Genomic DNA, 18,595 nt, shown 5'->3' with positions numbered 1-18,595 from the left:
CTATTATAAAATAACTCAATACGCGCTGTCAATCAATATGTCTATGAACTTTTGTAATCAATAAAGCAATCTTCATCGCTATCAATTATAGATCGTAAATCAAGGAATCGAACCTCAAAAATGTTACCTAAAACATCCTAAACCATTACTACTATTTTTATGAACTATGCTTTGTTTTGCTAAGCGGGTGCAAATATACAACCCTTTTTATTTCTACAAAGCTTTTTTTAATTTATTTTTTCGAAAAAATTAAAACTAAATAAAACCTCAATCAACGCACAAAACAAAACCCCGTTTTGAGGGCGCAAACATACAACCCTTTTTTACTCTGACAAGAATTTTTATACAAAGTTTTTTAAAATCTTTCCCTAAACAAAAATCAAAAAAATCAACTCTCAATGAACTCTCAAAACAGCATCCCGTTTTGCGGGTGCAAACATACAACCCTTTATTAAAACAACAACACCTTTTGGTATAATTTTTTACAAAAAATAAGGAATGTGCTGATTTTAAAAAAGATAGAAAACGAAGATAAGAAATTTAATCAAAATAGAAATAGATTTTTGATACTTTTTCTATGTTTAAATCCCTTAATGTGATTATATAATAGTATTGTTTTGTATTAGGGATGGAAGTGGCATCCTTTTGTTGGTCCTAGGTAATTAAAAAAACTACAACTTAATTCTATCCCTATAAAGAAAATTAACATCTGCACAACAAAAGATACAACGTACAGCCCGCCCCCTTTTTCTGGGGGAATACCCAAAATTAATTTTTAGAAGAAGTTGTTTTTGATGTATTAGACCATTTATTTTTCAAATCATAAAAACTAAAATCTAAAGCTGTTTTTTGCTCTTTTAGAATACTTGACTGAAAACTTCGCTGTAATATATCCTCTATCCAATAATCTTCTTCTACATTTATAGGATCATATTTCTCTTTTAAAGAAATATTAAAAAGTTTGGCTGTGTTATTATACCAAAAAGCTCTCCACCCACTTCTATATTCTTTTACTAATGCGAACATTGTTTTACCTGTTTGTCGATAAATCAATTTAACCAATATCTGCCCTTCTGTACGAGTAAGTTTTTTTAATTCTTTGGTAAACTCTTCTTCCATGTACTTCTGTAACATTTTTATATATCGCTTCTTTTTTCTCTTAGAGTCAATGTTTTCTAATCGTTCATTAAGAGATATCAGTCTATCTGCTGCTAATTTAGCATAGGGATACACTTTTCTAGTCTTACGTCGTAAAATAAGATATTTTCTTCTTGCCAGTCTATCTTTAAAATTTAATCTCCCTAAAATAATTACTTCATCAAGATCAATAGCCTCATGAGGAATTGTATCTCCTTCGATGATGTAGTACTGCACATAACCTGTAGTATCTACCTTAGAAGTGTCCAAAAGTTTTTGCTCTCTCTTTTGGGCATTACTTAAAGAAGTTAGCATTACCAAGATAATATATACCGAATGTTTTATCATAATAGATTATGAGACTTTCTAAAATTGTTCCAAAATTAATAATTAACCAATTGTAAACTGTAAAATGAATGTGAATATTGTTATTTTCGCAATAAAATGAAATAATACTATGGCAAAAAAGAGCATTCTAAATAAAAAATCCCTGACTTTTCTTGAGAAATATCTTAATAACCCTGCTCCGACAGGATATGAATGGGAAGGGCAAAAAATCTGGATGAACTACTTAAAACCTTATGTAGATGAGTTTATAACAGATACTTATGGAACGGCTGTTGGTGTAATTAACCCAAAAGCAAAGTATAAAGTTGTAATCGAAGGGCACGCTGATGAGATTTCGTGGTATGTAAACTACATTACGGATAATGGGCTAATTTATGTGATTAGAAATGGAGGAAGTGACCACCAGATTGCAACTTCTAAACGGGTTAATATACATACTAAAAAAGGTATTGTAAAAGGTGTTTTTGGATGGCCTGCTATTCACACCAGAAAGGGTTCGAAAGAGCAAGCCCCAACCCTTGAAAACATATGTATTGATGTAGGGTGTAATACCAAAGAGGAAGTATTAAAACTCGGAGTCCATGTTGGTTGTGTAATTACATATCCCGATGAATTTTTTATTCTGAATAAAAATAAGTTTGTATGCCGTGCACTTGACAACCGAATGGGAGGTTTTATGATTGCAGAAGTAGCTCGCTTACTAAAAGAAAATAAAAAGAAATTACCTTTTGGTTTATATATCACTAATTCTGTACAGGAAGAAATTGGCTTAAGAGGTGCAGAGATGATTACGCATACCATTAAACCTAATGTAGCAATTGTGACCGATGTTTGTCATGACACCACTACTCCAATGATAGAAAAGAAGACACAAGGAGAAACCAAAATTGGTGATGGTCCTGTAATTTCTTACGCTCCTGCGGTTCAAAATAGATTGAGAGAGTTATTGATCGATACAGCAGAAAAGAAAAAGATCCCTTTTCAGCGTATGGCATCTAGCAGAATGACAGGAACAGATACTGATGCATTTGCATACAGTAATGGAGGTGTTGCCTCTGCTCTAATTTCTTTACCGTTGCGTTATATGCACACTACTGTGGAAATGGTACACAGAAAAGATGTAGAAAATGTCATAGAATTGATTTATGAAAGTTTACTTTCTATAAAATCAGGAGAGTCTTTTAGTTATTTTGAAAAGTAATTAATCATAACTACATATATTAAAAAGCCCTTGTGCTTACAAGGGCTTTTTAATATATATTCTTTTACACTACATTATCCATTATCTCCTGAACTACATCTGGATTTAACAACGTAGATGTATCTCCCAGATTAGAAGTATCCTTAGATGCTATTTTTCGTAAAATCCTTCTCATAATCTTACCACTTCTAGTTTTTGGTAATCCACTTACAAACTGAACTTTATCTGGTTTTGCTATTGGTCCAATAGTATTAGACACTTGTTCTCTAATTTCATTTATCAATCCATCATCTGCTATTTGATCATTATACAGAGTAACATATGCATACAGAGCTGTTCCTTTTACATCGTGAGGAAAACCAACAATTGCAGATTCTGCGACAGATAAATGTTCATTGATCGCATTTTCTATAGGTGCAGTTCCTAAATTATGCCCAGAAACAATAACTACATCATCTACCCTTCCTGTAATTCTATAATTCCCAGTTGCATCTCTATATGCTCCATCACCCGTAAAATACATATTTTCATATGCAGAGAAATACACATCCTTATATCGTTGGTGATCTCCATAAATTGTTCTTGCTATAGATGGCCAAGGAAATTTTATTGCTAACCTTCCTTCAGAACTTTTGGATTTAAATTCTATTTCTTTTCCTTCGGCATCCATCAAAACGGGTTGAATACCTGGTAAGGGTAATGTAGCAAATGTTGGTCGCGTTGGTGTAATTCCTGCTAATGGTGAAATCATTACTCCTCCTGTTTCTGTTTGCCACCACGTATCAACTATAGGTGAATTTCCTTTTCCGATATTATCATTATACCAGTGCCATGCTTCTTCATTAATTGGCTCTCCTACAGATCCAAGAACTTTAATAGATGAAAGGTTATGTTTATCTACTAATTCTAGTGGTTGTTTTGCTAATGCTCTAATTGCGGTTGGTGCCGTATAAAAATGGGTTACATTAAGTTTATCACAAATCTCCCAAAAACGACCATAATCGGGATAACTAGGTACTCCCTCAAACATTACAGTTGTTGCTCCTGCAGCCAATGGCCCATAAATTATATACGAATGCCCAGTAATCCAACCGATATCTGCTGTACACCAATAGACATCATCCTGTTTTTTGGCATGTATATCTTGTCCTGTAGGAGCAAAATGATCGCATTGAAATACATTGGCAAATGTATAGGTGGTATACACCATATATCCTCCAATGGTATGTACCATTCCTTTTGGTTTACCAGTAGAACCAGATGTATATAATATAAATAACATATCTTCTGCATCCATGATCTCTGCCGGACATTCTTTCTCTACTTTTTGCAATTCATCAAACCAAAATTTATCTCTACCTTCTTGCATTGGTGTTGGCTCAACCGTTCTTCTATATACAATAACTGTTTCTATAGAAGGTGTAGTTTTTAAAGCCTCATCACACATTTCTTTTAATTTCACAGGTTTTGCTCCTCTATATACCTCATTTGCAGTGATCAGCATTTTACATGCTGAGTCATTAATACGACTTGCTATAGCGGTACTCGAAAATCCTGCAAATACAATAGAATGTATTGCCCCAATTCGAGCACAAGCCAACATTGCTATTGCCAGTTCTGGGATCATAGGCATATATAAACAAACGCGATCCCCTTTTTTAATACCATTATTTTTTAAAACATTAGCAAAATGACAAACTTTTACATGAAGTTGTTTGTATGTAATATGACGTGATTCTTCTGTTGGATCATTAGGTTCCCAAATAATGGCTGTTTTATTACCTAACTTCTCTAAATGTCTATCCAGGCAATTTTCTGTAATGTTTAATTTACCGCCTTCAAACCATTTTACTTCTGGTTTTGTAAAATCCCACTCTAATGTTTTATCCCATCGCTTATGCCAATAAAACTTTTCTGCTATAGCGTCCCAAAATTTTTCGGGATTATTAATACTCTCTTGATATGCTTCTTTATACTCAGCAAAAGAACTTAGCTGAAGTGTGTCTTTTATTTCCATGATCTGTGATTTTCTAATTTTGGTCTATTAAATTCTTTTAAAACATGTCATCGTCAAAAAATTATCGACAAGTAACTAGTATTAAGGTGTAAACAACTTAAAAATAGCTGCATCTTGTTTTTAATACTAAGATTTATCAATTATTTTTTAAGTAATAAGTTCATTAATCTCTACCATAATCTTTTTTATTGAAAATGGTTTTGTTAAATACCTATCTACTCCCATTGTTAATCCTTTTTGAATATCTGAAGCCTTATTTTTTGCGGTCAAAAATATCACCTTAATATTCTTTGTTTCTGCATTTGACCTTATATATTTTAAGGTTTGATATCCATCTACGTTTGGCATCATAATATCCAACAGCACTACATCGGGAATCTGTGATTTTAATATTTCGATAGCTTCGCTTCCATCTCTGGCAATAAAAACTTCAAAATCATTTTTCTTGAATGTATACTCTAAAGACATTACAATATTAGGTTCGTCATCAACTATTAATATCTTCTTCTTATTCAAAATTTATTTGTGTTTATTGAACTCATCTTAACTTTTTCTATTTCCTAAAAAATGGCTGAAATTCACCCATATTTCGTTACTTTTCTTACCCGTAGCACTACTATGACTTTCAAAAAGCGCCTCATCTGATCAAATTTCAACTCATTTTCGGTTAAAAACAAAAAGTCAAGATGAGTTCATTATTTACTACTTGTGCTCATCAGGAATTTCAATAATAAATCTAGCTCCTGTTTTGCAACTTTTATCGGCCCATATTTTGCCATTATGCCCTTCTATAATCTGCTTACTTATAGCTAAACCAAAACCACTACCTGCTGGTTTTTTTACGTTTTGATTTTTGGACTGGTAAAATTTATCAAAAATATGTTTCATATCCTCGATAAGAATGCCTTTTCCGTTATCTTCTATACTAATACGAATATAATCTTTCCATTTTTTTGATACTATTTTAATTATTCCATTTTTTTCATCAACAAATTTAATTGCATTAGAAAGCACATTAGTAAGTACCTGAAGAATCCTATCTTCATCATATTTTGCTACTAAAGCATCAGAAGGTTTTGTATTTGTAATTTTTATATTCTTTTTTTCTGCAATTGCACGTACACCTAATATTGCTTTTTCTATGGTTAGATTGAGGTTATTTTCTTTTTTATCTAGAATTTCTCTACCAGATCCTAGTTTTTCTAAATCCAGTATATCATGAATTAGTTTGGTAAGGCGTTCTGAATCATAAACAATATTATCTAAAAATTGTATTCTTAGCTCATCTGGCATATCCTGACTATCCAACAACACTTCTGATGCTGCTCTAATTGATGTAATAGGTGTTTTTAATTCGTGTGCTACTGTATCCAGAAACTCATCTTTTAATTTATCATGAAGTGTCAATTCTTCATTAACCTCTTTTAATTCATCGGTAAGCTGAGTTAATTCATCTGATTTTTGTTTTAAAAATTTATTAGTAGAAATCGTTTTTTTATTTTCTTCTAAAATTTCTAATACTTCTACCAGAGTAACAGGTTGTTCTTTGACTACACTTGATATTAAAATTCTGGAAGAAGCACTACCAATACTTCCGGTCAATAGTTTTTCTGAAAAATTAATCAATCTTGCATCTGCAGCTTCAGCATTTTTAGGAAGGTCATATTTAAGATAGAACAAATCTAAAGCGCGTGCTGTACGTTCTTCTCCCAGAAATCGGTTTAATACCTTTCTAATATCCGAAACATAAGCTTCTCCTTTCCATACAAATGCATTTTCCTGCAAGGAATTATAGTTGCTATCCACAAACATTTCTCCATAGTTACGTTCTCTATAATTTCCTTTAAAAGAAAGTGAAACCGAAAGGTATACAATAACGTTAGAAAACATACTCCAAAAAAACGCATGCGTTACCGGATTGAGAATATCTATACCAAACAATGCATAAGGTCTTAAAAGTTCGATTTCAAAAGGGCCATATACGATAAAATTCATATTACCGAATATTGTATCCAACACAAAAGGTAAAACAAGAGTATACCCTGTAACCAATGCCCCTGTAATGATTCCCATTTTTGCAGCTATAGAAGAGCCTCTATTCCAAAATAGTCCTATAAAAAATGAAGGTCCGAGTTGTGCAATGACAACAAAAGATAATTGTCCGATCGAAAATAACGATAATTCTATATTAAAATTGATATAGAAAAAATAGGCTCCTAATATCAAACATAAAATAGCTATTCTTCTAATATTTTTAATATAATTGGCATTACGCTCAGGACGACTTTTACTAAATTTATCCAGAAATCCATAGGGAATAATTAAGTTATTACTAAGCATAGTTGATAATGCCAGTGTAGAGACAACTACCATAGAAATCACTGCTGAAAAACCGCCTAAAAATACTAGAGTTGCTAAAAATACATCTCCACTTTGTAGGGGAAGTAACAAGGAGTAATAATCTGGGTTAGCAATATCTCCTAATCGTAATTTTCCGCCCCAGGCGATAAAAACAACAAATACATTAAATACTAGTAAGTATAGCGGAAACATCCAAATCGCATTTTTAAGATCTTTTTTTGTCGTATTTTCTATCACAGAGACGTGAAATTGTCTTGGTAAAAGAAAAATTGCTAAAAAAGACAGGGCAATCATAAAATACCAATTGATACCAGACTCCAAACTATCGAAGGTAGTTAATGATTCGAAGTCTTCTGCAACCGATATTTGATTGTAAATATCTATAGTCCCATCAAAAAGGAAATAGGTAACATACCCTCCTACTCCTAAAAAGAAAATAAGTTTGATTACAGATTCTACCGCTACCGAAAATACTATTCCTTGCCTGCGTCGTGTAGCATCGGTAGTTCTTGTACCAAAAAATGCAGCAAATACTGCTAACAAAACCGCTATATAAAATGTTGAGTCTTCAAAAATTGTTCCTGACGAATTAACAGGGTCATTAGAAATGATCTCAAAAGTTTCTGAAACTGCTTTAAGCTGTAATGAAATATAAGGTAATACGCCCAAGACACATATTATAGTCACTAACGCTCCTAAAAATCGATCATTACCATACCTTAGTGATATAAAATCTGCAATACTTGAAACTTTATGTTGTTTTGAAATTTTGATTATTTTTTTCAATACTACAATCCAAACAGGAAAAGCTATTACAGGTCCCAAATAGGTAGTGAGAAAACTAACTCCAGAGGTTGCTGCAATCCCAACACTACCATAATAAGTCCATGCCGAACAATATACCGCAAGGGATAATGTATAGACATAAGGATTATTAACCCAGGATCTTTTTGCTTTTTTTTCGGCCCAATAAGCAATTCCGAATAAAAGCAGCAGATATCCTATAATTATGAATATTAATACATAGCTATTCATAAAACTTTTTCAAAATTATAAAGGAGATCAAAATTGAAATTGCCCAAATTAGAAATACAAAAAAATACAATATGGGAAACCCAAAAACACTTCCGAAATGATTAAACATAAATATTAACGGAACATTAAACAGAAAAAGCAATGCAATAGAAAGTACTACCAGTTTTTGTTGATGACGTTTTTTCATGAGAGGACTTCTATTGATTACTTAATATTTTTTGAGTTTATACACTTTAATTCCCATCATTTTTTCAGGTAGATTATACTTTTTTAAACCTCACAAATTTTAAAAAACCTGCGAGGTTTAATATCTGTACATCTAATGTGTTGCTTCTCCTGCCCCACTAGGGATTCTTATATTTTCTACAATTTCTTGTACTTCTTTTGGTGGTGCCGAAGTAAGTTTGGAAATCACTAATGATATCACGAAATTAATTACCATAGCTACGGCTCCAAATCCTTCTGGAGAAATCCCAAACCACCACTCGCTTGATGGAGGAAGAGTTTCGTCGAACCATCCTAATTTGTATTTTATCATGTATAACAGCATACATAAGATACCTACCACCATCCCTGCAATAGCTCCTTCTTTATTCATTCTTTTATAAAATATTCCTAACACAATAGCAGGAAAGAAAGAAGCTGCTGCAAGACCAAATGCCAGAGCAACAACAGCTGCTACAAAACCTGGTGGATTGATTCCGAAATATCCTGCAACACATACAGCGGCTACCGCAGAAAGACGTGCTGCGATTAATTCTCCTTTTTCTGAGATATCTGGTTTGATCATTTTCTTGATCAAATCATGAGATACAGAAGATGAAATCACCAATAACAATCCAGCTGCAGTAGATAAAGCAGCTGCCAATCCTCCTGCTGCTACCAAAGCAATTACCCAATTAGGAAGATTTGCTATTTCGGGGTTTGCTAATACCATAATATCACGATCTACAAAAAGTTCGTTCTTGGTTGCAGCATTTACATTTGTAATTTTACGCTCTCCATGTTCTCCTCGATTTTTCCCATCAAAAACCGGTTTGTTTTTATTTCCTTCAACTGCATGGCCATTGGCATACTGTACTTGTCCATCCCCGTTTTTATCTGTCCACCCTAACAAACCTGTATCCTCCCAGTTTTTAAACCATTTAGGAAGTTCTTCGTATTGTTTATTTTGTACCGATTCAATAAGGTTTGTTTTTGCAAAAACTGCTACGGCTGGGGCGGTTGTATACAATATAGCGATTAACAACAGTGCATATCCTGCCGATTTACGAGCATCTCTAACACGTTTCACGGTAAAGAAACGAACAATCACATGCGGTAATCCTGCAGTACCTACCATCAATGCCAAAGTTATAGCGAATACATCTAATATTGATTTAGAACCATTTGTATATTCTGAAAATCCTAATTCTGTACTCAAACCATCTAACTTATCCAGAAGATATGTTCCTGATCCATCTGCAATGGTATCACCAAATCCTAACTGAGGTATTGGATTTCCTGTCATCTGAATTGATATAAATATAGCAGGAACCATAAATGCAAAGATAAGCACACAATATTGTGCAACCTGGGTATATGTAATTCCTTTCATACCACCTAATACCGCATAAAATAGAACGATAATCATTCCAATAATTACTCCGGTATTAATATCTACTTCCAAAAATCTTGAAAACACAATACCTACTCCTCTCATTTGTCCTGCTACATAGGTAAAGGATACGAGAAGCGCACAGAATACCGCTACTGATCTTGCGGTTTTTGAATAATATCGATCCCCGATAAAATCAGGAACTGTAAATTTTCCGAATTTTCTTAGATAAGGAGCCAACAATAATGCTAACAACACATATCCTCCTGTCCACCCCATTAGGTATACAGCACCATCATAACCAGAAAAGGCTATAATACCAGCCATAGAAATAAATGAAGCAGCACTCATCCAGTCGGCAGCGGTAGCCATCCCGTTGGCTAAAGGAGATACTCCACCTCCTGCAACATAAAATTCTTTTGTAGAACTCGCTCTTGACCAAATCGCAATTCCTATATATAAAGCAAAGGTTAATCCTACCAGAATATAAGTCCACATTTGAACACTCATAATATATTTTTTTAGTTGTTTATAATCTTAGAGATAGTGCGAATTAAAGTAGGATCATGCCCTAATTAAATTCCTGTAATTTTCTACCTTCTTATTCTTTATCATAGCCATATTTCTTATCTAATTTGTTCATTAACCGAACATAGACAAAGATTAGAATCACAAACATGTAGATAGAACCTTGTTGTGCAAACCAGAATCCTAAAGGAAAACCTCCCATATGAAATTGGTTTAACGCATCTTTAAAAAGTATCCCTGCGCCGTACGACACGGCAAACCATATTGCAAGTAAAATGAATAAGTATTTTACGTTTTCTTTCCAGTAGGCACTGGCTTTTTGTTGTTTTTCTGACATAGTTATTAAGTTTTAGAGATAGATCATTGCTTGTAAGGTAACAAAACTTTGTGCATCGTTATCACCATATTTTGTGTTTAAATATTCTAAGGTTAATTTCGAGTTATGACCACTAAAATACGCATTAGCTCCAACACCAAATATTGTTGCATTATCATCAATAGCATCTATAGATCGTAAATTAAAAGATGTATACGGTTGAAATTTAATTTTTTTATTAGCATTAGGGATTACGTATCCTGCATGTCCATATACCATAGATCCTGTCTCATAGGTTTGCCCTAAGGTATAATTATGTCCATAATTATTATTTTGATACGTTGCATATGCTGTAATCGCCGAACCATTACTTCCTAAAGGAGCATCATAAAATGCATCTACTGCAAATATTGCTACATCTTCTCCTTCTAGGGTTCCGTTTGTATTTGCAATTACACTTCCGTCTGGATGATAAAAGAATCCTGCACCAACATTAAATACTTTTTTACCTCCAAGATATGATCCAACTTTATAAGGTAAGAAATTGGATTCCTGGTCTAAAAAATTATAATCAAAATATCCTGCAAAATTCTTTCCGGCATCCTTAGATCCTAGTAATCGCCTGCCAGCATATACAGCTGATCCATTGACAACAGGATCGGTGCCTTCCTGAAGGTTGTTGGTTATCGATTCATTAACAGATACACGATATTGTAGCTTACCAAATGCTCCTTTGACGTAAATCCCAATATGGCGGGCAAATTGATCTGATAACCCAATGTGTGCCCAGGATTGTCGATTATTGTCCAAAGTCATAATGTTAAGTGTACTTTGATTGTTGAGACGGGAAATTCCGTTCCAATAATGTAATCCACCACCGATAGCATGATTTGCCCCAAGACTGTATTGCCCCCAGACCCCGTGAAAGAAAAGCTGCGAACTATCTCCTTTGCCCACCGGGTCAAGGTTATTAGCATTTAAACTATTTAATCCAAAATGGGTTAGAATCAAAAAATCTTTATTGATCTGAGAATACATTAGAATACGTGCTCTACGAATACTGAAATCTATATTACTATCATCATCGGGAACATCATCTGTATATCTTGCCCAAAACTGTGCCCAGGAAATAATCCTAAAGTATTTTGAACCAGATTCATTAAGCTTTACTTTAAGACCTCCTGTATAATCTGGAGATCCTTGAGAAAAGACGGAGTGCGAAATCAAAAAGCTACTTAAAAAAAGTAGTAATATGAGTTTTTTCATAATTTAAGAATTTGATTTGTAGAAAATGATTAGTACTACTTGCGTAGTTTTGTGCACTTGCTAAAATTCTAAAAATTATGTCGGGTGATAAAAATTAGTATAGTTATTTGCTAATTAATATAGTTATTCCTTAAAACGTTCCCATTTTATAAGCATGAACTTATCTCCAAGTTCTGTTACAACAACTCCTGCTCCCTGGATATTTTCTGGAGACTGAAAATAATTAGCTAGTTCTAAGGAATTTAAAATCTTATATGTAGGATGGTATTGAGAGTTATATGGTCGCTTGATATTGTATTTCTTTACCCAATTGATAACACTAACATGAGATATTCCCAAAATACGTTCGATTTCACGATACGTTAATCCTTCGAGATAAAGCTGTAATGCTTTGTTAACATAGTAATCATCTATTTTTTTGCCTAGTTTATTGACTGTAAAATAATAACTGCAATCTTTACATCGATATCGCTGTCTTTGGTTGATTACCCCACTTTTTATATACTCGGATGAACCACAATTCGGACAAGCTTTAATCTTCATATATATTATTTTTGCATAAATATATCATTTTAGCAATAAAAATATAGCAAGTATTTAATAATAATTATAGATAAAATTAACTTTTACAAGGTTTTTATTAAAAATATATCTTTAATTTACCTTCAATAATGCATAATTAAAAAAACAAATATGGCAGATGAGTTTATAGATATACTCCATAAAACAGGAGAGTTTACCGGAGAGGTAAAACTAAAGTCAGAAGCGCATCGATTAGGGTTATATCATGCTAGTGTTCATATTTGGTTCTTTACAGATCAAGGTGAAATCTTACTACAAAAACGGGCCGATAATAAAGATACATATCCCGGTTTATGGGATGTTTCTGTCGCTGGGCATATCGGTGCTGGAGAAACACCAGAGGCTTCTGCCATTCGAGAGATTAAAGAAGAAATTGGTTTGTCTATTTCTAAAAATGATCTAATGTTTATTGGAACGTATTTAGCAGAAAAAATGCCGCAACCTGATCTTAATGATAATGAATTTCATCATATTTATATTTCCCGTCTTGATGTTTCTATTCAGACACTAACCCTTCAGGAGGAAGAAGTTTCTGATCTTACTCTTATCGATCTCGATGAATTAAAGAACATCCTTAAAGACCCTATCAGAGCTACCGCATATGTTCCTCATGATGCTGCATATTATGATTTTATTCTTAATAAAATCACAAATCAATTATAGTAATATACCTATTACAACTAACTATTGTAACTTGATATTTTATTATTTAAATTATAATAATTTTGTATTGAAATTAAAAAATCAATAGATAAAAACTATGAGTAATTCAAACACGAAAACAATAGAAGCTTTAAATATATTATTAGCCGATTATCATATGCATTATCAAAAACTCAGAAATTTTCATTGGAATATTACTGGGCCCCATTTTTTTGAACTTCATGTAAAGTTTGAAGAATTTTATGAAGATGCTAAACTGAAAATCGATGAAATTGCAGAAAGAATTCTAACGCTTAGAGGTAAGCCTGTTAGCAATTTTAGCTCTTACCTAAATCTCTCTAATATTAAAGAAGCCGATACAACACTTGCAGATCACGAAATGGTAACCGCTATTTTAGAAGATCATAGCGCACTTTTGAATCAATTAAAAATAGTAACTACTGCTGCCGAAGATGCCAAAGATGATGGGACCTTGGATATTACGGGTACTTATATTGGAGAGATTGAGAAAACAAGTTGGATGCTTAATGCGTGGAATCATAAAAGTTAAAATAGTAAAATTATTCTATCTCATCCTTTTGATAACTGCAACCGCCAGTTGTCAAAAGGGCAAGCATACAGATTTAATAAAGGTTAATACTTTACCTAAAATTCTTCACGAAATATCGGGTATTACCATGTTATCTGATCATAATTTGTATGCCATAAATGATTCTGGTAATAGCAATACATTGTTTTGTTTAAATCAAAATGGAAAAATAGTACGTGAAATCAAAATCCCAGAAACTAAAAATATAGATTGGGAAGATCTTGCATATGATAAAGAAGACAATATTTATATTGGTGATTTTGGCAATAATGCTAATGACAGAAAAGATTTAGTCATTTATAAAGTTTCAGGAGTTCTATCTAACACTTTGACTACCTCAAAAATCGAATTCATTTTTGAAGATCAAAAGAAATTTCCACCTAAGAAAAAAAGATTAAATTTTGATGTTGAAGCATTTGTATACTTAGATGGTAATCTCTACTTATTTACTAAAAACAGAGGTAAAAAATCAAAAGGAGTAACCAAACTATATCGGGTTTCTGCTACGCCAGGAAAACATATAGCCAAACTAATTGGAACGTATGAAACCTGCAAAAATTATTCTAATTGTTTAATCACCGGGGCTGCAATTAATCGATCTGAAGATAAAATTGCCCTTCTCACACATAACAAGGTATTCTTACTCAGTAATTTTAAAGGTGATAATCTGTTTGACGGAAGTATTCAAAAAATAGCATTGAAGCATAATTCGCAAAAAGAAGGTATTTGTTTTAAAAACGATTCTATTCTCTTTATATCTGATGAAAAAACAAATCATCATAAAGCTACTTTATATAAATATCAATTTAAAAAATAGGTTTTATATTACGTCATCACATAACAAAAACATTTTTTCTCATAAACCTTTATCTGTCTATAACATCCTCAGATATTGAACATTAATTTAAAATATCATGTAGTATCTATGGAGATGTTATAGACAGACTGGGTTTATTGGTTCTTTAATTCTTAACTATATTCTTATACACTGTATCACCATTGTCCAAAGTAATCTTTAACACATACAATCCTGCTGGCAAATGATTCATATTAAGTTGATCTTTATACGAAGAGTTACTTTTCAATTTCGATTTCTCTGCGTATCTACCCATATAATCATTCAGTACCCATGAAGTTATTTGTTTTGTACTATTAATGGTTACTACCCCCTTAGTTGGATTGGGGTGTACTTTAACCACCTCTAATACTTCTAAAGCATCATTTTCTAGACTAATGTTCTCATAAGTAATAACTTCTTGTTGGCTCGTTGATTCTTCTTCTATTCTTTTTCCAGAGCATCCTTCGATATATGCTCTAAAAGATGATCCTGATTTAGCGCTAAACCCTGTCTTTAAGTGAATCGAAGTTCCTGCATCATATGCCGCGGTTCCCCCACTAAAAATAACGTTGGTAGCTGTAATTGTGTTTTTTGCTTCCTGAATATCTGTCTGACCAGAAAGTACATTCTGGTTAATAGTTAGGTCATCCTGGCAACTTTGAGCTAGTAATACAGCTTGATATGCATCTACCAAACCATAGCCCATCTGATTATTCCAGGTTCCATTTGGCCGCCCTCCTGTATTAGAATATGTGTATGTTCCTACTTTTTGAGCAGACTGTTCGATAATTGTATTCACTTCACTAAATGTTAAGTTTGGATTAACACTTAATATTAGTGCTGCTACTCCTGCTACTACAGGGCACGCTGATGAAGTTCCATTAAAAGTTTGCGTATAATCTGTTGTAGAATACCCATTTCCTCCCTGTCTATCAGTAGTAGGCATTTTTACTCCGGGAGCTACAATATCCAATTGGGTACCATAACAACTTCCCCACCTATTCTCTCCATCGCAGGAACTTGGGTTTTTACGCTCTGCACAAGGACTCATTGCTCCTACTACTAGCAAATCTGGATTACTACTTCCCGGGTATCGAATATTCGTATTATTCTCATTACCTGCAGCAAAAACAATAACACAACCTTTTCCTCCTCTACCATTATTTAATGTATTTGTTATAGCGTTATCTATAATGCTCGATGGCGCATATCCTCCCCAAGAATTACTAATCACATCTGCTCCATTTTGCCATGCCCAATTAAAACCACTTGCTAATTGAGATGGAGTATCTGATGTCCTAAGGTTGATGCTGATCGATATCAATTTTGAAGTGGGAGCAACACCCGAAATTCCTAAATTATTATCTTTTACTGCCCCTATAATACCAGCACAAGCAGTTCCGTGATTTCCTCTTACTGTAGCTGGTGTTGTTCCATTATTTGCATCAAACCCTGTTCCATACACATTAGCTTGTAAATCTGGATGATTCATTTCTAACCCATGATCATATACAGCGGTTTTAATACTAGGATCTCCTGTAGTTATCCCCCAGGCTTGCTGCATATTGATGTCAATTCCTGCTGTTCCTCCATTTTGTCCTGTATTATTTAAAGACCATTGGTTGTTGAAATAAGTATCATTTGAAGTTTCTATGTTGTGATACATAAAAGCAGGCTCTGTACTTTCAAACCATCCAGTTTCATAAAAAATGTTGGCAAGCTGTATAGAGTTTAATTTGTTTTTGGTCGTTACAGAGAGTGTAAACCAAAGCGGCATGTATTTATCATGACCTAATATCTCTACATTCATTTCTTTTGCCTTCTTATAAAGAATATCGACGTCATCCTTATTTTTAAGTTTTACATAAAAATTATTTGACAACCCTAATTCTCCTCCACTTTTAGTAATATATGCTGGGGAAGCCATTAAAATATTAGGTGTATTTTTATATGACTCAATTTCTTTATAATAATCTATTATAGACATATTTTTGTCCATAGATATTTCCATATAATAACTTTTTATAGCTTTCCTACTAGTGGCTTTATCATCTATTGCGATTACAGTAGCTCTTGCATTATCTTCTATTATTTCTGTTGTTTTAACCAAATTATTATTTAAAGATTTAAAGGAGTTAATTGAATTCTCTCCCTCGAATGAGATAGAAATAGTTTTGGTATTTATGGTTAAAAACACTTTTTCTCCTTTATAATAGTAGAAATTGTCTAATTGTCTTTGCCCAAAGGCGCTAACAGTAAGAAACAACAAAATCAATGGTGTTATTTTATATATTATATTTCTCATGATGTTTATTTGTTATTTAAAAACAGTTGTATATTACTAGAGTATATTTTACTTCTTGGTAGACTTAGATTCCAGCAAACTAATACGTTTATCTTGCTCAATGATATACAAAGTCAATTCCTCTATCTTTTGAAGTAGTTTTATATTCATTTTGGCTAAATGAATACCATTCTTTTCCATTTCTTCAGCTGATGCTATTTCTGGCAAATGTTTGTTTTTCTTTACAAAAGCTTCTACCTCTGCTAAAGAAGGCAACCGATACTCATTCGTAAATACAAAATCAGCCCCTCCTGCTGTAGCCGTTACTTTTATTTCGCGAGAGTGAATATTTCCTTTTACGGTAAGTTTAGAATCTGGATTCTGCGTTCCTATCCCAACATTACCATTTGTTAAAATGGTCATCTTTGAGGCATAATTTGTAATCAGATGTAAATTATGGTTGCTTTCTGTACCAACAAAACCTCCTCCTCCGTACCAGGATTCGTTATGAGAGAATATTCCGGTCTTGTATTTTTCATTTACACTGGTTGCCAGAATTTTAGAATGTTGTGCCCCTGCAACATCCAATACTCTATTCCAGCCTTGTGCATTAGATGGATTTTGTGTTCCTATCCCAACATTGCCATTTGTTAAAATAGTCATCTTTGAAGCATAATTTGTAATAAGATGTAAATTATGATTGCTTTCTGTACCAACAAAACCTCCTCCTCCGTACCAGGATTCGTTATGAGAGAATATTCCGGTTTTATACTTTTTATTTACACTGGTTGCCAAAATTTTAGAATGTTGTGAACCGTCAACATCCAGTACTTTGTTCCAGCCTTGTGCATTAGAAGGGCTTTGCGTTCCTATCCCTACATTTCCACCATTTGAATAAATAGTATTTTGATTATCATAATTGTGTTGTGCTTTAACTCCGCTATACAGCACTAGTAATATGAGAGTAAAAATTGTTTTTTTCATTTTGTGTAATTTTAAGTTGGTTTAGTTTGCAGTTTATATTACAAACTGGTTTATTTTTTAGCTTCTATCAATTTTTCTATTTCTGATAATCGACTAGATAAAGATTTCAATTCTTCAATTTCAAGAGCTTGCCGTTTAATTTCTTTTTCCTGTTGTATCGTATACAGTGTTAGCTCTTCTATTTTTTGAAGTAATTTAGCATCCATCGCTCCCAGGTAAATCCCATTTTTTGCTACTTCTTTAGCATTTGGAATATCTTTTAAATGACCTTTTTCTTTGATGTGGTTTTCTACTTCGGCAAGTGTTGGAAGATTATAATCTGTTTCAAAAACAAAATCTGACCAAGTAGTAGCTTCTACTTTAATTTCTCTTGCTCCTATCGAACCCTCTACAGCAAGTTTATGAGATCCCGTATTATTGGTTCCGATACCTACTTTACCTTTATGATCTATACTCATCGCAGTTTTTGATCCTGAAACATAGGCATCTGTTGTTGAAAAATACATTTTTGTCCCATAACTACCATCACTTCTTACATAGATACCTGCCTGAGCAGTTTCTCCATTAGACGTGTCTGATGCTCCAAAAGTGATAGCACTTCCAAAATGGTTGCTTGAATTTTCAGGATCTAAATGAATAGAACCCACTGAAGTCCCTGGAGTAGATTCATTCCAATTATTTGAACCTCCAGCGATTTGAAGCTTTGATTTTGGAGATATTGTTCCAATTCCAACCATACCTCTATGATCTATACTCATCGCTGTTTTTGATCCCGAAACATAAGCATCTGTTGTTGAAAAATACATTTTTGTCCCATAACTACCATCACTTCTCACATAGATACCAGCC

14 protein-coding genes and 1 pseudogene are annotated in these 18,595 nt (G+C 33.2%); 4 read left to right on the top strand and 11 right to left on the bottom strand.

Annotated elements, in window-relative coordinates:
• Nucleotides 1–768: 768 nt before the first annotated feature.
• Nucleotides 769–1,452, bottom strand: a complete 684-nt coding sequence (locus ATO12_RS24310; protein WP_240486180.1) for a DUF4294 domain-containing protein — start codon at nt 1,450–1,452, stop codon at nt 769–771.
• Nucleotides 1,453–1,594: 142 nt separating this feature from the next.
• Here ATO12_RS24310 and ATO12_RS24305 point away from each other — a divergent pair, with 142 nt between their 5' ends.
• Nucleotides 1,595–2,686: a M42 family metallopeptidase gene (locus tag ATO12_RS24305; RefSeq protein ID WP_025668063.1), complete on the top strand. Its 1,092-nt coding sequence runs from the start codon at nt 1,595–1,597 to the stop codon at nt 2,684–2,686.
• Nucleotides 2,687–2,750: 64 nt separating this feature from the next.
• Here ATO12_RS24305 and acs read toward each other — a convergent pair whose 3' ends face one another.
• The 7 genes from acs to ATO12_RS24265 all read right to left on the bottom strand — a co-directional run bounded on the left by acs (nt 2,751) and on the right by ATO12_RS24265 (nt 12,349).
• A complete protein-coding gene (gene acs / locus ATO12_RS24300) occupies nt 2,751–4,703 on the bottom strand; it encodes an acetate--CoA ligase (RefSeq protein ID WP_034247632.1) in 1,953 nt (650 codons plus the stop codon).
• 147 nt (nt 4,704–4,850) lie between these two features.
• Nucleotides 4,851–5,219, bottom strand: a complete 369-nt coding sequence (locus ATO12_RS24295) for a response regulator transcription factor (protein WP_034247631.1) — start codon at nt 5,217–5,219, stop codon at nt 4,851–4,853.
• 186 nt (nt 5,220–5,405) lie between these two features.
• The gene (locus ATO12_RS24290) at nt 5,406–8,099 is read right to left on the bottom strand and encodes an ATP-binding protein (RefSeq protein WP_034247629.1); all 2,694 of its coding nucleotides are present in this window, start codon (nt 8,097–8,099) and stop codon (nt 5,406–5,408) included.
• Between the two features lie 319 nt (nt 8,100–8,418).
• On the bottom strand, nt 8,419–10,206 hold the full coding sequence (locus tag ATO12_RS24280; RefSeq protein WP_034247625.1) for a sodium:solute symporter family protein: 1,788 nt from the start codon (nt 10,204–10,206) through the stop codon (nt 8,419–8,421).
• Between the two features lie 91 nt (nt 10,207–10,297).
• The gene (locus ATO12_RS24275; RefSeq protein ID WP_034247623.1) at nt 10,298–10,561 is read right to left on the bottom strand and encodes a DUF4212 domain-containing protein; all 264 of its coding nucleotides are present in this window, start codon (nt 10,559–10,561) and stop codon (nt 10,298–10,300) included.
• 12 nt (nt 10,562–10,573) lie between these two features.
• The gene (locus ATO12_RS24270) at nt 10,574–11,806 is read right to left on the bottom strand and encodes a hypothetical protein (RefSeq protein ID WP_034247621.1); all 1,233 of its coding nucleotides are present in this window, start codon (nt 11,804–11,806) and stop codon (nt 10,574–10,576) included.
• Between the two features lie 123 nt (nt 11,807–11,929).
• Nucleotides 11,930–12,349, bottom strand: a complete 420-nt coding sequence (locus ATO12_RS24265; protein ID WP_034247619.1) for an IS1/IS1595 family N-terminal zinc-binding domain-containing protein — start codon at nt 12,347–12,349, stop codon at nt 11,930–11,932.
• Nucleotides 12,350–12,499: 150 nt separating this feature from the next.
• On the opposite strand from ATO12_RS24265, the gene ATO12_RS24260 reads away from it, so the two are divergent.
• The 3 genes from ATO12_RS24260 to ATO12_RS24250 all read left to right on the top strand — a co-directional run bounded on the left by ATO12_RS24260 (nt 12,500) and on the right by ATO12_RS24250 (nt 14,457).
• A complete protein-coding gene (locus tag ATO12_RS24260) occupies nt 12,500–13,051 on the top strand; it encodes an NUDIX hydrolase (RefSeq protein ID WP_034247617.1) in 552 nt (183 codons plus the stop codon).
• A 97-nt stretch (nt 13,052–13,148) separates the two neighbouring features.
• Complete coding sequence (locus ATO12_RS24255) at nt 13,149–13,601, top strand: Dps family protein (protein ID WP_034247615.1); 453 nt, start codon at nt 13,149–13,151, stop codon at nt 13,599–13,601.
• On the top strand, nt 13,579–14,457 hold the full coding sequence (locus ATO12_RS24250) for an SdiA-regulated domain-containing protein (RefSeq protein WP_034247612.1): 879 nt from the start codon (nt 13,579–13,581) through the stop codon (nt 14,455–14,457). Before ATO12_RS24255 ends, ATO12_RS24250 begins: the two co-directional genes overlap by 23 nt.
• Nucleotides 14,458–14,602: 145 nt before the next feature.
• Here ATO12_RS24250 and ATO12_RS25230 read toward each other — a convergent pair whose 3' ends face one another.
• From ATO12_RS25230 to ATO12_RS26280, 3 genes and pseudogenes are all read right to left on the bottom strand, one after another.
• Nucleotides 14,603–16,783: a S8 family serine peptidase gene (locus ATO12_RS25230; RefSeq protein ID WP_051576071.1), complete on the bottom strand. Its 2,181-nt coding sequence runs from the start codon at nt 16,781–16,783 to the stop codon at nt 14,603–14,605.
• Between the two features lie 48 nt (nt 16,784–16,831).
• Entirely contained in the window at nt 16,832–17,746 is a 915-nt protein-coding gene (locus ATO12_RS25225; RefSeq protein WP_051576070.1) for a tail fiber protein, read from the bottom strand.
• A gap of 50 nt (nt 17,747–17,796) precedes the next feature.
• Nucleotides 17,797–18,595 (bottom strand): annotated as a pseudogene (locus ATO12_RS26280) (hypothetical protein); the annotation flags it as partial.

Source organism: Aquimarina atlantica, assembly GCF_000626715.1.
GTDB lineage: Bacteria > Bacteroidota > Bacteroidia > Flavobacteriales > Flavobacteriaceae > Aquimarina > Aquimarina atlantica.
Note: the sequence above shows the minus strand (reverse complement) of the source record. Positions and strands in the feature narration are given on the sequence as shown.